Origin of the sequence: 'Nostoc azollae' 0708, assembly GCF_000196515.1 — a bacterium.
Taxonomy (GTDB): domain Bacteria; phylum Cyanobacteriota; class Cyanobacteriia; order Cyanobacteriales; family Nostocaceae; genus Trichormus_B; species Trichormus_B azollae.
Genome location: NC_014248.1, coordinates 4325424 through 4342770 on the forward strand (window position 1 = coordinate 4325424; position 17347 = coordinate 4342770).

A 17347-nucleotide genomic window follows, 5' to 3' on the forward strand; every position below is an offset into this window, starting at 1 on the left:
ATAGGATACATAAAATGTAGTGTATTTACATAGCTACTGATGGAACGAAAGTCTTACCCCACAGACTTAACTGATATGGAGTGGGAAATCCTGGCCCCATTGATTCCACCAGCCAAAGAAGGAGGGCATCCACCCACAACAGATATGGGTGAAATATGTAATGCCATCTATTATCATTTGAAAACTGGATGTCAATGGAATATGCTTCCAGGTGACTTCCCGCCAAAGTCAACGGTATATAGCTATTACAGGAAATGGCATGGCCAGGGGGTTTGGGAAAAATTCAACCATACATTGGGTGGTCAAGTTCGCTCGAAATTAGGTAAATCAACACAACCTATTGCGCTCGCCGCAGACAGTCAGTCGGTCAACACTGACCAAAAAAAGGGGATGTGTATGGTTTTGACGGATGTAAAAAGGTAAAAGGAAGAAAGGGGCATACTTTAGTTGATAGCCTGGGACTTATGTTGAAACTTGTTGTTAGTGAAGCGAATGCCCCAGAACGAATACTTGCTGCCTATGCACTAATGGAACTGCTAGAGGAACCCACAGAATTATTGGAAAAAGTCCAAGTTTTATGGGTTGATTCCGGTTATGACGGTGATAAATTTGCACTTGCAGTTTGGTTCCTGATTCAAGCTCATGTTGAAGTCATAGGACCTACTGAGCAAGAATTTAAAGTTTTACCACAACCCTGGGTAGTAGAAAGAACATTTGGGTGGTTCAACCAATATCATCGTCTAAGCAAGGATTATGAGCGTTTAACACAAATGAGGGAAGGGGCTATATATGCTCTTATGACTAGAATTATGCTACTTCCTCTTGTCTCCTCAACATTTACTTTATAAATCATCTCTAAAGTTCCATCATCATCCAAATAGATGCTAATTTTCGCGTGTCCTTCAATGTGAGTAACCGGATCAATAACAATTTTTATCATATAAAGACTGGGAACTGGAATTACTATTTTCTCAATCCCTAATTACGAATTACGACTTACGAATTATAAATCATAAACCCTTGCTTCTTAGGCTTCTGGATACTCATCACAGTATTCTTCAAAGGCGCTTTTTAGGGGTTTCTTAGCCCGTTGGTGAGCAATTGCTTGGACTTCTTCGACTACATCCCAAGCTCATGAACATTCAGAAGAATTAACTCCTTTTTCGGTACAAATAATACGGGCTTTTTTGATTTCATCTTGTAATTCCTGTTTTAATAGAATTGTACGGAGTTTTTCTAAAGAACTACTTCTAGCTAAAATATCTGTGAGGGAAATAATTCCTAATAAATCACCACTAATTACAGGCGCAGGACGCAAATGATGATCAGCAAATAATCGCGCTACATATTCTAAAGCAAGTTCGGGATTGACAACAATACAAGGTTTAGTAATGTTTTCATAAACACGGACTTTATTTGGATATTTTCCATAACCTATGACTTTATAAACAAAATCACTTTCAGTCACAATCTTATAGGCATCTTGTGGATGACGACGAACAACTAAAGCACGCCAATCTCTTGCTTTCATTAATTTTACTGCTTAGGATAAGTTTGCAGAACTGCTAATTATGGCGACATCTTGTGTCATGACATCTGCTAGTTTTAGCATAACTTATCTCGTAAATAATTCAAAATCTCAATCAAAATAAATTACCTAAATTTAATCATTTCTGGTCCTTCTATTCGCGGTATTTCTCCTTTTATTAATCTTTTATTAATGGTTCTAGTGCAGCGCAAATACTTAGTGCTGAAGGAGGACAACCGGGTAAGCAAATATCAACTGGGACAATATAATGGACGGGTACAACTTTATCAAGTAAGGGTGGAAATATACCCGGTGCATGGGGAATTTGTTGGTTCACATCTGCACCTTCAATATAAGCTAATCGGAGGCTGATATTTGCACTAAAAAAGGGGTTACGTATGGCGGTGACGTTACCAGTGACAGCACAATCTCCAAAGGCAATAATTGTTTTGGTGCCTTGTCTAATGATGTGGATTAATTCTAAATGTTCTTCATTAGCGCTCGCACCTTCTACTAAAACTATATCTACACCTTCTGGATATGCTTTAATATCAGAAATTGGACTATAAACTAAATCAAATTTGGCGGCTAAATCTATTAAACATTTGTCTAAATCAAGGAAAGACATATGACAGCCAGAACAGCCACCTAACCATACCGTTGCTAATTTAAGTTTCGTCATTTTTTTGTCTTGTCAGTTGTTATTTGTAATTAATGATTGCTATTCTTTCACAACATGAGCAGGAACTGAGATATTAATGAATTTCGTACCAGGTAAATGTATCGATAAAGTGAAAGATCCTAGAGGTAATTGGAATAAAATTTTAGTGAAATCATATTGTCCAATTGTGGGGGCTGGTGCTTCATCCAACAAGATATCAGCAGCATTCCAAACTTTGCCTGTGTTGGAAGTAATTGTTAATGGTTGGGGGTGAATTAATTCCGCACAACCAGGAAAACCAACTAAGCGAAGATTGATGTTAGACGTTTGATGAGGATAGGTTTGTGTAAATAAAACAACTTGCCGAACTTTTCCTAATTGCTCATCTAATTTTACTTGCGAGCGATAAAGAACTTCTCCTGAAGTTTATTCGATTTGTGTGACAACAGCAATGGCACTCTTAGAGATTAAACTTCCTAAACTCAGGAATATAATATAGATGTTATTGATGTTATCAATATTGTTATTGATAAAAATCGCCATATTTCCCCAATTTCAAATAACATCAAATTTTAGTCCTAAAATCAGCGAGTAATCAACCCAAGAATTAACAGCTAAAAATTCCATTTTTTTCTCCCTGGCATTTACTCAGAAGTCAATTTTACTGCGATAATTTTTAATTTCACCGACACTTGAACCTTGATAAAAAATTGCACCTGTGGGACAAGCATTAACGTATTTACCACAAGAAGTACAAGTTTGAGAAGTTCCCCAAGGTTGATTTAAATCGGTAATTACGTGAGATTTTGACCATCTTACCACCATCTCCCAAGTATGTGCGCCTTCGATTTCATCACAAACGCGAACGCAGCGATTACAAAGCACACAGCGATCGTGACCAATGCCGAAATGATCATGAGAAGTATCAACAGTACGGTTAGGAAGTTGATATTCTATCCGCACATGATCCATACCCATTTCTATTGCTAAATCTTGTAATTCACAGTTACCATTAGCAACACAAACAGAACAGATATGATTGCCTTCTGCAAATGACATTTCAATAATTGTGCGACGGTATTTCTGTAGGCGAGCGCTATGAGTATTCACCTCAATTCCTTCAGCAACTTTCCTCAGACACGCAGGGTGCAATTTATTACTTCCCGCAATTTCTAACAAACATAAACGACAAGGCCCCACATCTCCCACACCATCTAAATGACATAATGTAGGAGTATGTACACCCCCTCCTTTTGCTGCTTCTAACAGAGTTTCATCCTCACGGGCGCTAACTAATTCACCATTGATCGTTAAAGTTTTTACAGACATAAGGGTGATTGGTGATTGGTGATTGGTAAACACCCAACTAATGACTAATGACTAATGCCAAATACTCATCTGGAAAATATCGCAAAGTGCTAAAAACTGGATTTGGTGCAGACTGACCTAAACCACATAAACTAGTGTGTTTCACCATATCCCACAGTTCTTCTAACAGTTGTAAATCAGCTTTAGAGGCTTCTCCTTTACTAATCTTGGTGAGTAAATGATGTAACTGCAAAATTCCTACGCGACAGGGTATACATTTACCGCAGGATTCATCCATGCAAAATTCCATAAACAACCTCGCCACATCTACCATGTTTGTGGTTTGATCCATGACAATCATCCCACCAGAACCCATCATTGAACCGAATGCAGTCAAGGATTCATAATCTACAGGTGTAGCAAACGCCTACGCAGGTATACATCCCCCAGAAGGGCCGCCTATTTGTACTGCTTTAGCAATACCACCATCAGGAACACCACCGCCCATTTCCGCTACAATTTTTTGTAAAGTTGTTCCCATTGGTACTTCAATTAAAACAGTGTTGCGGATTTTGCCAGCTAGTGCGAAAACCTTAGTTCCCTTGCTTTTTTCCGTACCGACACTAGCAAACCAATCCGCTCCTTTACGAATAATTGGCGAAATATTAGCAAAGGTTTCCACGTTGTTAATTAACATCGGATAGCCCTATAAACCAGACTCAGCCGGGTAAGGTGGACGGGGATGAGGAACACCGCGTTTACCTTCAATAGAAGCCATTAAAGCCGTTTCTTCACCGCATACATAAGCACCGGCACCGATGCGGATTTCGACTTTAAAATCGAAGGGTGATTCAAAGATATTTGTACCCAGGAGTCCTAGACGTTGGGCTTGACGGATAGCGATTTCTAGGCGTTTGATGGCAACCAGATATTCTGCCCTAACATAAATGTAACCTTGACTTACACCGATCACATAAGCTGCGATCGCCATCCCTTCCAAAACTCTATGAGGATCATTTTCTAACACACTGCGATCCATAAAAGCCCCAGGATCACCTTCATCAGCATTACAGATGACAAACTTTTTCTCACCCTGAGATTTTGCCACTGTTCCCCATTTTAAACCCGTGGGATAAGCAGCACCACCCCATCCCCGTAACCTGCTTTTAGTAATAGTTTCTACCACTTCCGAGGGTTTCATTTCTCGCAACACTTGGTAAAGTGCTTGATAACCATCAGCAGCAATATAAGATTGAATCCGTTCCGGGTAAATTTTGCCACTATTTTCTAGGACAATAGGTAATTGACCAGTAAGAAATGGCTGATGCAAATCACCTTTTTGTAAATCTGTTACTTCCCCATTGACTTCAGAAATAATTTTTGTGGCATCTTCTGGAATAACTTTTTCATACAATTTTGCCTCTGTGAGATTTTCCTGATTATCCACCTGTACCAAAGGACCCTGGCAACACAGACTCATACAACCCACAGCAGCAACCTATAGCCGTTTTTCCAAACCCGCAGCCTTCACAGAAACATCTAAATTATCTTTCACCGCTTGCGAATTAGAAGATAAACAACCAGCTGCCGTACAACAACGAATTTGTATAGCTTTAGTATGAAAACGTTCAGTTATACTGATTTCTAATAACTCATTTAGTTCCATTTTCCTGCCATTCTCCCACTTTTTCGCAAACTGATTCCGGGGTTTGATTACCTAAAACCGCACCATCAAAAACTACCGCAGATGCAATACCACAAGCCCCTAAACACCTAGCCGTCATTAAATAAATTTCTCCATAAGAAGTAGTTTCTCCCGCACGAATTTTAGTAACATTTTCCAAGCTGCTTAAAATTGCCTGAGATCCCTTCACATAACAAGCCGTACCTGTACAAACTACACAATTATGTTTACCTTTAGGTGCAAGGAAAAACAAATGATAGAAAGTTGCAACTCCATACACCCAACTGGGTGGTAATTTTAACTTATGGGCAATATACAACAATAAATCTAATTCTAAATAACCGAATAATTCCGAAGCTCGATGGAGAATTTCAATTACTGTATCTTGTTGATATTGATGACGCTTAATAGTTGCATCCAACAGCTTAAAACGCCTATCCCTACTGGGATGAGTTATAGGAGGTTAAACAGAAGCTTTGATTATTTATAACCTCTTATGGATTACCTTTCTACATCCCTTACTGCGTCAAATAAAAAATATTACTTACCACTTTATACTGTTATTGGTAAATGAATAATATGCACATAGCAAGATGCATAATTCAGCACATAATTACTCACACTATCAAGCAATAATTCCGTTATCCCAGACAGTCCCCGTCGTCCCATAATAATTAAATCAGCATTCCACTCTTGGGCTAAATTACAAATAATACTTCCGGGACTGCCCACTTTTTGGATAAACTCGGTATTCATTCATATTAACATTGTTGGCTTGAGCGCAGAATTTTTGTAACATCTGCAAACCTTCGTCTTTATGGAGTTCCAATTTCTTTAAGTACAATTTCATACTTTCATCACCCCAACCTGCATAGTAAGTAATCCGTATTAGGTAAAGTCATCACATCAGTAATAGTATCTTCCTCTGGTGATTAAAGGTGAAGTAACATTAAATTGGCAGATGTTAACTTTGCTAAAGATAAAGGTTGCTCAAAAACATGCTGATTCGTTGCTGGGCGATCTAATGCTACGAGAATGTTGTTAAACATGGAACACCTCTATAATTAGGCTTACCAGTTCAATTATTCATACACCAGGAGTCAGAAATCAGGTTTTTATGAAAATTCTAGATTGGGTATTACTCCCATTGAGTCCTACCTAAAATCTCCTTCTAAATCAAGAAAAATCCGATTTTTTACCCTTAAGTTAATACTTAAGGTATATTCTTAGAGATGATTTATAAAGTAAATGTTTAGGAGACAAGAGGAAGTAGCATAATTCTAGTCATAACAGCATATATAGCTCCTTCCCTTATTTGTGTTAAACGCTCATAATCCTTGCTTAGACGATGATATTGGTTAAACCACCCAAATGTTCTTTCTACTACCCAGGGTTGTGGTAAAACTTTAAATTCTTGCTCAGTAGGTCCTATGACTTCAACATGAGCTTGAATCAGGAACCAAACTGCAAGTGCAAATTTATCACCGTCATAACCGGAATCAACCCATAAAACTTGGACTTTTTCCAATAATTCTGTGGGTTCCTCTAGCAGTTCCATTAGTGCATAGGCAGCAAGTATTCGTTCTGGGGCATTCGCTTCACTAACAACAAGTTTCAACACAAGTCCCAGGCTATCAACTAAAGTATGCCCCTTTCTTCCTTTTACCTTTTTACATCCGTCAAAACCATACACATCCGCTTTCTTTGGTCAGTTTTGACCGACTGACTGTCTGCAGCGAGCGCGGTAGTTTGTGTTGATTTACCTAATTTCGAGCGAACTTGACTACCCAATGTATGGTTGAATTTTTCCCAGACCCCCTGGCCCTGCCATTTCCTGTAATAGCTATATACCGTTGACCTTGGCGGGAAGTCACCTGGAAGCATATTCCATTGACATCCAGTTTTCAAATGATAATAGATGGCATTACATATTTCACCCATATCTGTTGTGGGTGGATGTCCTCCTTCTTTGGCTGATGGAATCAATGGGGCCAGGATTTCCCACTCCATATCAGTTAAGTCTGTGGGGTAAGACTTTCGTTCCATCAGTAGCTATGTAAATACACTACATTTTATGTATTCTATCCTTCCAACATTCCTTTTCTACTCCCCTTTACATTTACTTTATCAATAGCCTCTTAATTTCATATAATAAATCGTTACAGCTATTGAATAGCTTATTTTAATATGGAATTATTTTGCCTTGTATGCCACTACTGCTTGGTTAAGTACCCAAGATTTTAATCGGGTGTTGAAAAAGGTTTTGAGGTCAGAACTTAAAGTTTTTTTCTTTACCTTTCTCCATAACCCCTTTCCCCTGAACCAACAAGTGTTACCTTGTATCCAACTTTTAAAACTACTATATCAGGGAAGCTTTTAAAATGAAAATTTTAACTGTCGAGGATGACGAGTTAAATGCTTATGCACTCACCGCTGTTTTGACAGACCAAAATTATGCTGTGGAAGTAGCAACTGATCACAATGCAGCTTGGGATTTAGTAGCAACTTACGATTATGATTTAATTTCATTAGACGTCATGTTGCCCAAACTTGACGGTATTAGTTTATGTAGGCAAATTTGTTCCAGTGGTAGACCTGTGCCAATTTTATTATTAACAGGATGTGATAGCAGCCACGAAAAAGCAACCGGTTTGGATGCAGGTGCTCATGATTACGTAGTAAAACCATTTGAACCGGAAGAGCTAGTAGCGCGTGTACGGGCATTATTACGACGGGCTGGTGTAGCTTCACAACCTATATTGGAGTGGGGAAATTTACGATTAGACCCCAGTAGCTGTGAAGTCACTTATAATCAAAATTTACTCTCGCTCAGACCAACAGAATACGCACTATTAGAACTAATATTAAGAAATAATCGCCGGGTATTTAGCTGTGGGATGATTTTAGAGCATCTTTGGTCCTATGAAGACACACCAGGAGAAGAAGCCGTTCGCACCCATATTAAAGGTTTGCGAATGAAGCTCAGATCCGTGGGAGCTAACAATGATTTAATAGAAACTGTATATGGGATTGGTTATCGTCTCAAACCCCAGGAAGAAGAGGGGGTAGAGGAAACAGGGATTGGGGGAAGTAAAGCTACAGGGGGATTAGACGAGCAAAAATTCCAAGAAACTCTGACAGCCATTGCAGATATTTGGCAGCGATTTCGTGATCGGGTAGATGAGCAAGTAAGTATATTCGAGCAAGCTGCACAGGGTTTAAATCCAGAATTGCGTTTTCAAGCAACTAGGGAAGCTCATACCTTAGCTGGATCTTTAGGTACTTTTGGTTTGGGCTATGGTTCGGAGTTAGCTAGAAAAATTGAAAAGTTATTGAAATCTGGTAAGACTTTAAACCCAACAGAAACGACTAACCTGCAAAATTGGGTGAAGTTATTGCGTCAAGAAATTGAAGCTAAGAATCAAGAATATATTACTTCATCTGCAACTACCAATAAATTACCATTAGTTCTGGTAGCTGAGAAAAACACCATTAGTAAGCAATAATTAACAGATGCTGATGGGATTTTACTAGAAGTGAAATCCGCAGACTTGATCATGATTGATGAGCAAAGTGGTGTAAGTGTTATTAGTAAAGTAGAAACAGCACTAGAAAATCAGGAAAATTATCAACAGTTAGTAGAACTTTTTCCAGAAGTAATTTTGATCGAAACTGAAGGAAATGTAGTTTTTGTTCACAGTGCAGCAGTGAATTTGTTTGGTGCTAAAAAAGCAACAGGATTATTAGGCAAACCATTACTTGATTTTGTCGCTCCTAATTCATAGGCTGGAGTTGCAGAACAATTTCAGAATCTAAGAACAAATAAACAGTCAATTCCTTTACATGAAGAACAGTTTTTACGGCTAGATGGCAGTTTGATGGATCTGGAAATTGTGGCTGCTGCTGTTACTTATCAAGGTCAACCAGCATCGCAAATTGTCGCCCGTGACATTACCTCGGTGCAAAGCAAACAGAGTTAGCTTTGCACCGAGGTAATGAAGAACTAGAATTAAGAGTTGCAGAACGCACAGCCAAGTTAATTACTGTTAATCAGCAATTACAGTCAAAACTAGATGAACGGCGACGCACACAGGAAGCTTTAAGGATTTCTCACACTTGATTTGAAGGAATTTTAAGTATTGCTGATGATGCGATTATTTCTATTGGTGGCAGTCAACGGATTACTTTATTTAACCAAGGTGCAGAAAAGATTTTTGGTTACTCTGCTGATGAAGTTCTCGGACAAAGTTTAGATCTGTTGTTACCCATGCGTTTTAGTGAACAATATCGTCATCATATCGCTGATTTTGGTAAATCTCCTAGTCGGGCTCGGAGAATGGGAGAAAGAAGAGAAATATTTGGTCGGCATAAAGATGGGAATCAATTTCCCGCTGAGGCTTCTATTTCTAAATTAGATATGGGTAATGAATGTGTTTATACTGTAATTTTGCGTGATATAACTGACCGCAAGCAAGTGGAAAGGATGAAAGATGAATTTATGTCTGTAGTTAGTCATGAATTGCGTACTCCTTTAACTTCAATTCATGGTTCTTTAGGAAAGTTAGCAAGTGGTTTGTTACCGACAGATTCAGAACAAGGTCAATGCTTTCTACAAATTGCTACTGATACCACCGAGCGATTGGTGAGGTTAATTAACCATATTCTCGATATTGAAAGAATTGAGTCTGGTAAGGTGAAAATGGAACGAGAAACCTATAATTTGCAGGATTTGATTGTTTCAGCAGTGAATGTTATGCAGCCTGTAGCTGATAAGGCTGGGGTGACTTTATCTATTTCTAGTGTATCTGTGCAATTATCGGCTGAGCCAGACCGGATTGTGCAAACTATAACGAATTCGTTGAGTAATGCTATTAAATTTTCTACTTCTAGTTCTACAATTTGGCTAATAGGACAACAACAAAATGATCAAGTACTGTTAACAGTAAAAGATACTGGAAGGGGGATACCAGATGATAAATTGAATGGTATTTTCGAACGATTTGAACAACTTGATTCTTCCGATTCTCGCAATCATGATGGTACTGGGTTAGGCTTGGCAATTTGCAAGAGTATTGTCCAGCAGCATACTGGTAATATCTGGGTAGAGAGTACCTTGGTTAAGGGTAGTAATTTTCATTTTACGCTGCCAGTTTTAGAACCTAGCTATGGTGAGAAATTGGAAAATTGTGCTGCGGAAAAACCATTAATCTCTCAACCGTATTTTCCTTTAGTTCTTGTTTATGACGATGATGAATTAATTCGTTTGGAGTTACAAAGTTTATGAGAGAAAGGTGGATATAGAGTGATAACTGTAGGAGCAGGTGAAGATGCGATCTCACAAGCAATTGCTGAAAAACCAGATGTCATTGTCCTGGATGTACTAATGGCAAAAATGAATGGTTGGGAAACAATGGCAATTCTGAAAGAACGAGAAGATACACAAAATATACCCATTGTCATCTGTAGTGTTTACCAACCTAGTCATAGTCATCAACGCAATGCTGATTTTGTGGATTGGTTAAGTAAGCCAGTTGAGGAGATATCCCTATTACATTCTTTAAGTAAAGTCATCACTGAACCTTATGGAAAAATCAGAATTTTAATTATTGAGGATGATAATTATCTAGCTGATTTGTTAGCAACTTTGTTTGAGAGGCATGATATTGAAACCTTTATTGCTAGAACTGGTAGAGAAGCTATTCATATCAGTCAAAAACTTAATCCTGATTTACTGATTCTTGATTTGATTTTGCCTGAAAGTGACGGTTTTACTGTAGTAAATTGGCTGAAGCAACACAATCAGCTTTGTAGTATTCCCGTGGTTGTTTATTCCGCTAAAGATTTGGACCCGTCGGAACGGCATAGACTTAAATCAGGACATACAGAATTTTTGACTAAAGGACGAGTAACTACTCATGAATTTGAACAAAGAGTGATGTTTTCATTGAAAACCATGACTCATAAAAATTAGCAATTAAAACGTAATAATTCAGGAGTCAGGAGTTAGGAGTCAGAATGTTTGAGAAATTAGTCATTTATCAAATAGGTATTTTTGGAGTTAGCCTAAAAAAGCTGACTGCTGTTGGCCTAGCGTGCAGTTAGGCATTAGCTGAATCCTTACCCCAAAACTTAAAAAACAAAACTTAAAAAACAAAACTTAAAAATGAGAGGATAGGATTATGGAAAGAAAGCGGATTTTAGTAGTTGATAATGAACAATATATCCCACCTTCCGCACCCTAACTGTACCCTTACTGTCACAGATAGTAGTACACAATAACTAAAGCTCCTGCAAGGAAGAAAAGGCTTAATGAGAATAGTATCATTAAAATGGGAATAGAGTGAGAGAATAAAGTTTTGTAAAGAAGATAAGAGAAAAGAAAATTTAATGATTTAAAAATTAAATTAGAACAGAAGAAGAAATGATTTAATCACAACAGGAGTTTTGGATAATTCTGTTGTGAAATCAAAGCTTCAAAAAATGGAAATTCAAAACCTATACCATTTAGGCATAGTAGGAGGAATAATAGACCCCATAGGAGTAGTAGAAATAATCCTTGAAATTGGAGAGAAAGTAAGTCCGGGTCATGTAGTAAAAGCCATGATAATCAACGGGTTAGGATTTGTATAAAAACCCTTATATATGTTTCCCCAAGATTTTGAAATAATCCCCTGTGAGCATCTAATAGGACCAGGAGTAACACCAGAATATCTCAAAGACGATAAACTGGGGAGAGTCATGGATAAACTATTTATAAAAGGATTGGATAGAATATTTTTTCTTGTCGCCTTAAAAGCAGCCCCAAAATTTGGAGTATCCCTATGAGTAGGGTATCTAGACTCATCATAAATGCACATACATTGGCAATATAATACCAGCTTACCAGAAGTAATATTTGAGAGTCAAAAAGTAGGAAATAATCAAGAACTAGAAGAATTAGCAGTAAAATCACCAAAAGAAATAACCATCACCTACGGTTATTCTGGTGACCATAGACCGGAGTTAAAACAGTTCATCATAGAAATGATATGTTCAGGAGATGGAGACATACCAATATATATTTTTAAAACTAGCATCGGGAAACCAAGCAGATTCATCATGCTTTGGTAAAATAGCAGTAGAGTACCAAAAACAATTAAAAGTTAACAGTCTCATAGTAGAAGACTGGCCCTTATATACAGAATCAAATCTGAAAATGATGTCAGATTTAAGCTGGTTATATCCAGTGCCATTAAGCGTAAAATCAGCACAATCATTAATATCAACATTACCAGAACCAGAATTTGTTGATAGTAACTTACCCGGATATAAACTAGCTTCAAAAACAGTAAATTATGCAGGCATAGAACAAAGATGCTTAGTAGTGGACAGTCAAGAAAGAAGAGAATCAGACCTAGGTAAACTCTCACAAAAAATTACCAAGGCACAATCAAAAGCTGTGCAAGATTTGAAAAAGTTATCACCAGAAGAATTTGCTTGTGAAGCTGATGCTATCAAGGGGTTATCTAAACTATTCAAACAATTCAAATATCACCGAATTAACCAGAGTAACGTTACTCAAATCAAATCTAAGAAAAAAGATAGTTCAGGAGAGATATCATAATGAGATATCAGTTACATTCTCCCAGAATGAAAGTAAAATTAATACAGAATTTCTGAGGACAGGTCCTTTTATTTTTGCTACAAACCTTTTGGATTCCAATGAACTTACCCATGACTCCATCTTGAGTGAATATAAAGAAAGCTCAACAGTCTTGCCAGAGAGGGTTTGCTTTTGTCAAAGACCCATTATTGTTTGCAGACAGTATTTTCCTAAAAAGTCCAGAGAGAATAGAGTCCCTGGGAATGATTATGGGTTTATGTCTGCTGGTTTATACTTTAGGAGAACGACAAATTAGAACCCCTTCGAGAGAGTCTAAATCAACAGTAAAAATCAATTGGGTAAACCAACTGACCGCCCCACTTTACGCTGTATTTCTCCATGCTTTCAGTCTATTTATTTAGTTACACTTAACCAAGAAAAACATATCTGTTACTGGACTCAAGAGAGAGATTTCATTGTGAATCTTTTACCAGAGCATTGTTTTCCCTACTATCAATTACTTACCTAATTTTTCTCTCTATTAATTTAATTTCTATGAGAAAATAACCTAATGTCTTTGATTTATAGCTCTATTTTACTATGTCCATAATCTCTTTTTTTACTTCAATCTATTAGTCTAAGTTATGATTTATCTCTTGAATATCTTCATTTATCTGTTGACTTCTCTTGGCGGTGTTCTTTCTTATTGCTCCTTATTGAGAATAGCTTTTGATCCTATTTTTGGTGCTTTACTGTTTCTCCAATGCCTTTTTTCACTGCATCTGTTTGTTTTTATGCTCCCTTGGATTTTTTCTCTCCGTAATTTATCTCTGTGGCAGTTTAGGGTGCGGAATGTGGATTATATTCAAGAAGTAAAAAAAGTTTGCTTGGGAACTGTTGTAGGTTGGGAAGTTCTGACTGCTAGTTCTGGGAAAGAGGGTATAATACAGGCTGAAAATGACCAACTAGATGTAATGATGCCGGATATGGATGGACTTCTTGCTTTTGAGCAATTACAACCAAATCCAGCGACAAAGGAGATTCCAGTGGTTTTATTAACTGCCAAGATCCAAGCTGCTGACCTTCGTCGCTATGCCTAATTAGGAATGAAAAGTGCGATCGCTAAACCCTTTAATCCTCTCGAATTAAATTAGCTACTCAAGTTGCATCCGTTTGAGGTTGGAGTTTGTAGCAGTCATTCGATACAAATCTTCTCGCTATTCTGATGTGGTATTTTCTGTAATTACTTGAACTCTACTCTTTTGATTCCTCTGGGTATGATTCTATTCTTTTTAAGGGGCTTGTCATTATTGATACTGACATTTATATCTAATCTGTTTATTCTCTCATACAATTTATTTTAAAGATAGGTCTAGTGAGCAACAACAAAGTTTATCTGAACTAATGAGTATGTTATGTGGTCCTGAAGATTCTTCATTTCATTCAGAATGAAATATAATATAATAATATCATTTTCGGACTTTTGCAAGAGATATAATCACCCAATACAAACGCAATATAAAATCCGTGCAGTTTCCTACACCGATTTTCAGGATTGATTCTGTTTTCCGCAACATTTCCCTCACGCTAATGCGGAAGCTTGGGGTTTAGCAAAAATCATCCTCCCCGCTGAGGTTTGTAAAGCACTGGTGACAACTACCCGCAGTTCACCACCTACATAACTGCTTCCTTCCTCAACTACTACCATTGTGCCGTCGTCTAAATAACCAACACCTTGACTTGGTTCTTTACCTTCTTTGAGAATTTTCAAATCTAGATTATCACCAGGTAAATAAGATGGACGAACTGCATTTACCAAATCATTGATATTTAAAACTGGAACTTTCTGCACACTAGCAACTTTAGATAAATTGTAGTCATTAGTTAATAGAGTCCCATTAATTTCCTGGGCAAATCGCACCAATTTAGCATCAACTGTAGCAATATCTTCGTAATCAGCCGCGTTAATTAAAATGCGTTCTGGGTAAGCCTCTTTAATCCGGTTGAGGATTTCTAATCCGCGTCTTCCTCTAACTCGCTTTTGGTCTTTACTGGCATCCGCTACTTGTTGCAGTTCTTGTAAAATAAACTGTGGGACAATAATTACCCCTTCTAGAAAACCAGTTTCCAATAAGGTTTCAATACGACCATCAATAATGCAACTGGTATCTAAAACTTTGGTGTTTGCAGGTTTAAGAGTTCCTTCAACTACCATTGTTTCTACAGTGTTGGGATTAATTAAGCGTAATAAACCGCGTCCATGAGTATCTGCCAAATTCATGCCTGTGACAGCAAGTATAATACTGCCGACAACTGCTACTAGAGGTTTAATAAATCCAAAATCTGGGGGAATGGGTAGTAAAAATAGCGGGGCTAACATTAAATTGGCTAGTAAGAGCCCAATGACTAAGCCAATGGCACGAGTTAAAATGACTTCGAGGGGCATTTCTCGGACTTGTGTTTCTAAGCGACGGTATGTGGTCTGGAAACTTAGCCCAATTGCACCACCAATAATAGCGGCAAATACAGCAACAATTAACCGCAATGCGTTTAGGTTTGTTACCCCGTCTAGTGTTCCAGGGGGGAGTAGATCGGTACTAAAGTAACCTATTCCCGATGCTGCCAAAATAAACGAGAGAATGATGATGATATCAAGCATGATTGTGCTGTTTTCCTACAACTGTAGTTACCCTATAGAGTAAGGTATTTTTTATTTCAACGGTCAGATTGATTAAGAAATATGGACTTACCCTAGGGCTTTAGGTAATAAATACAATTTTATATGCAAACATTATAACCAAAGTATTTTCTCTGCATAATTATTCTTAATTTTTGTTGTAAAAAGATAGAAAGTTGTAAAAAAACTACTCATTTTCTTTATTTGTAATTGTCCATTCAATTAATTTAATTCTTGATCATAATGAGTCAAAAAGATATTGCTGTTCAAGTTCCTAGTGCGGCTTACGTACATATCCCCTTTTGTCGGCGGCGGTGTTTTTATTGTGACTTTCCGGTGTTTGTGGTGGGCGATACCTACGGCGAGCCAAGCTACCGCTCACAGGGTAAAACATCTGGTACAATTTCCCAATATGTTGACGCACTGTGTCACGAAATCAGCATCTCACTAGCTTTTAGTCAACCAGTAACAACTATTTTCTTTGGTGGTGGTACTCCTTCGCTGTTATCGACAGAACAGTTGCAATGTATATTAACAGCGTTAGAGAAGCGTTTTGGCATTGCGGCTGGCGTGGAAATTTCCATGGAAATGGACCCCGGTACTTATGATTTGGCACAGATTGCAGGTTATTGCAGTACAGGTGTCAACCGGGTAAGTTTGGGTGTACAAGCCTTTCAAGATGAATTACTAACAGTTGCTGGGCGATCGCACTCAGTTAATGATATCTTTGCAGCTATTGATTTAATCAACCAAGTCGAGATACCCCAATTTAGCTTAGACCTAATTTCTGGGTTGCCACATCAGTCTTTAGTTCAGTGGGAAGATTCCCTAACTAAAGCGGTAGAAGTTGCCCCCACTCATATATCTATCTATGATTTAACCATTGAACCAGGGACAGCTTTTGGTCGTTATTACAAACCGGGAGATAATCCCCTACCGACAGATGAAACCACTGTCACAATGTACCAACTAGGGCAAAAAGTCTTAACTGGCGCAGGTTATGAACATTATGAAATTTCCAACTATGCTAAAAGCGGACATCAATGTAAACATAATCGAGTTTATTGGGAAAATCGCTCTTATTATGGTTTTGGTATGGGTGCAGCCAGTTATGTGCATGGTAAACGCTTCACTCGTCCTCGGAAAACTAAAGAATATTACGAATGGTTGCAAAATGGTGCATTGATTGATTGTGAAGTCACACCTTTAGAGGATGAATTGTTAGAAACTTTAATGCTGGGGTTGCGGTTAGCAGAAGGTTTGAGTTTGACGGTGTTGGTGGAGAAGTTTGGAAAAGAAAAGGTTGAGGAAATTACACAATGTTTGCAACCTTATTTTAAGCAGGGTTGGGTGGAAGTTGTGGAGGAAAGGTTGCGTTTAACTGATCCTGATGGGTTTTTGTTTTCTAATATGGTGTTGGCACATTTGTTTGAGAAGTTGGGGGAATAAATAGTGGTTATTGAGTTATTTTCTTACGTAACCTTTCCGAAAAACTTGCAAGCCTTGGTGTAGAAGAAAGAAAACACTGTTTGCAACCTATATGCAATTAAGCTTCAAAGCTAAATAAATTATATCAATATTATTTCTGTAAGAAATATCATGAGCATGGGTCTACGGGAGCAGAAGTATTAGTTGTTATCAATATGATTAACTCTGATCGGGATCAATCTTCCATTTTTATGAGATTGCTCAAGCAAAGCAAAGGTACTGGTTTGTCAATTTTCTATTTGTGTATAAAGACGCTGGAGACGGATACGGGCATCCGCAGTTGTGAATTGCCAATTGGCAAAAGAGAGGGGCGAAAATTTAGAAAGGAGTATGTGTCTGGCTTTCCATAGTGTTAAGATGAGGAAAGAGCCAAGGAAAGAATCAGGGTTGGGAATAGTTACGGATAGTTCCTATCCATG

General features: G+C 37.9%; 7 protein-coding genes and 8 pseudogenes. 6 read left to right on the top strand and 9 right to left on the bottom strand.

What is annotated here, in order from left to right; genetic code table 11:
* Window positions 1-39 precede the first annotated feature (39 nt).
* Window positions 40-848 (top strand): IS5 family transposase gene (locus tag AAZO_RS31545; RefSeq protein ID WP_228371318.1). Its coding sequence is split into 2 segments (ribosomal slippage): window positions 40-376 and window positions 376-848, totalling 810 coding nucleotides; the frame shifts between segments, so codons are not numbered across the junction.
* Window positions 849-1027: 179 nt separating this feature from the next.
* On the opposite strand, the pseudogene AAZO_RS20205 reads toward AAZO_RS31545, so the two are convergent.
* The 8 genes and pseudogenes from AAZO_RS20205 to AAZO_RS31555 all read right to left on the bottom strand — a co-directional run bounded on the left by AAZO_RS20205 (window position 1028) and on the right by AAZO_RS31555 (window position 7227).
* A pseudogene (locus AAZO_RS20205) lies at window positions 1028-1612 on the bottom strand (CP12 domain-containing protein).
* Window positions 1613-1653: 41 nt separating this feature from the next.
* Window positions 1654-2210 (bottom strand): annotated as a pseudogene (locus tag AAZO_RS20210) (NADH-quinone oxidoreductase subunit B family protein).
* A 39-nt stretch (window positions 2211-2249) separates the two neighbouring features.
* Window positions 2250-2552 (bottom strand): annotated as a pseudogene (locus tag AAZO_RS31550) (DUF3122 domain-containing protein); the annotation flags it as partial.
* Window positions 2553-2837: 285 nt separating this feature from the next.
* Entirely contained in the window at window positions 2838-3518 is a 681-nt protein-coding gene (hoxU, locus tag AAZO_RS20215) for a bidirectional hydrogenase complex protein HoxU (RefSeq protein WP_013192649.1), read from the bottom strand.
* Between the two features lie 37 nt (window positions 3519-3555).
* Window positions 3556-5163 (bottom strand): annotated as a pseudogene (locus AAZO_RS20220) (NADH-ubiquinone oxidoreductase-F iron-sulfur binding region domain-containing protein).
* The gene (gene hoxE, locus AAZO_RS20225; protein ID WP_013192650.1) at window positions 5150-5602 is read right to left on the bottom strand and encodes a bidirectional hydrogenase complex protein HoxE; all 453 of its coding nucleotides are present in this window, start codon (window positions 5600-5602) and stop codon (window positions 5150-5152) included. The pseudogene AAZO_RS20220 and the gene hoxE overlap by 14 nt, the downstream one beginning before the upstream one ends.
* Window positions 5603-5733: 131 nt before the next feature.
* The gene (locus AAZO_RS42840; RefSeq protein ID WP_338026947.1) at window positions 5734-5937 is read right to left on the bottom strand and encodes a universal stress protein; all 204 of its coding nucleotides are present in this window, start codon (window positions 5935-5937) and stop codon (window positions 5734-5736) included.
* Window positions 5938-6433: 496 nt separating this feature from the next.
* Window positions 6434-7227 (bottom strand): IS5 family transposase gene (locus AAZO_RS31555; protein WP_085940219.1). Its coding sequence is split into 2 segments (ribosomal slippage): window positions 6434-6879 and window positions 6879-7227, totalling 795 coding nucleotides; the frame shifts between segments, so codons are not numbered across the junction.
* Between the two features lie 335 nt (window positions 7228-7562).
* On the opposite strand from AAZO_RS31555, the pseudogene AAZO_RS39490 reads away from it, so the two are divergent.
* The 4 pseudogenes from AAZO_RS39490 to AAZO_RS20275 form a co-directional block, all read left to right on the top strand.
* Window positions 7563-11152, top strand: a pseudogene (locus AAZO_RS39490) (response regulator).
* Between the two features lie 509 nt (window positions 11153-11661).
* A pseudogene (locus AAZO_RS44115) lies at window positions 11662-13292 on the top strand (IS1634 family transposase).
* A 115-nt stretch (window positions 13293-13407) separates the two neighbouring features.
* Window positions 13408-13620 (top strand): annotated as a pseudogene (locus AAZO_RS35740) (C4-dicarboxylate ABC transporter); the annotation flags it as partial.
* Window positions 13618-13860 (top strand): annotated as a pseudogene (locus tag AAZO_RS20275) (response regulator); the annotation flags it as partial. The pseudogenes AAZO_RS35740 and AAZO_RS20275, both read left to right, overlap by 3 nt.
* Before the next feature lie 485 nt (window positions 13861-14345).
* Here the strand turns inward: AAZO_RS20275 and AAZO_RS20280 are convergent.
* Window positions 14346-15422, bottom strand: coding sequence for a PIN/TRAM domain-containing protein (locus tag AAZO_RS20280; protein WP_013192653.1), 1077 nt, complete (start codon window positions 15420-15422; stop codon window positions 14346-14348).
* A 261-nt stretch (window positions 15423-15683) separates the two neighbouring features.
* Between AAZO_RS20280 and hemW the strand changes: the two genes are divergently transcribed.
* Window positions 15684-16889 (top strand): radical SAM family heme chaperone HemW, encoded by a 1206-nt coding sequence (gene hemW / locus AAZO_RS20285; RefSeq protein WP_013192654.1) that lies wholly within the window; start codon window positions 15684-15686, stop codon window positions 16887-16889.
* Window positions 16890-17347 lie beyond the last annotated feature (458 nt).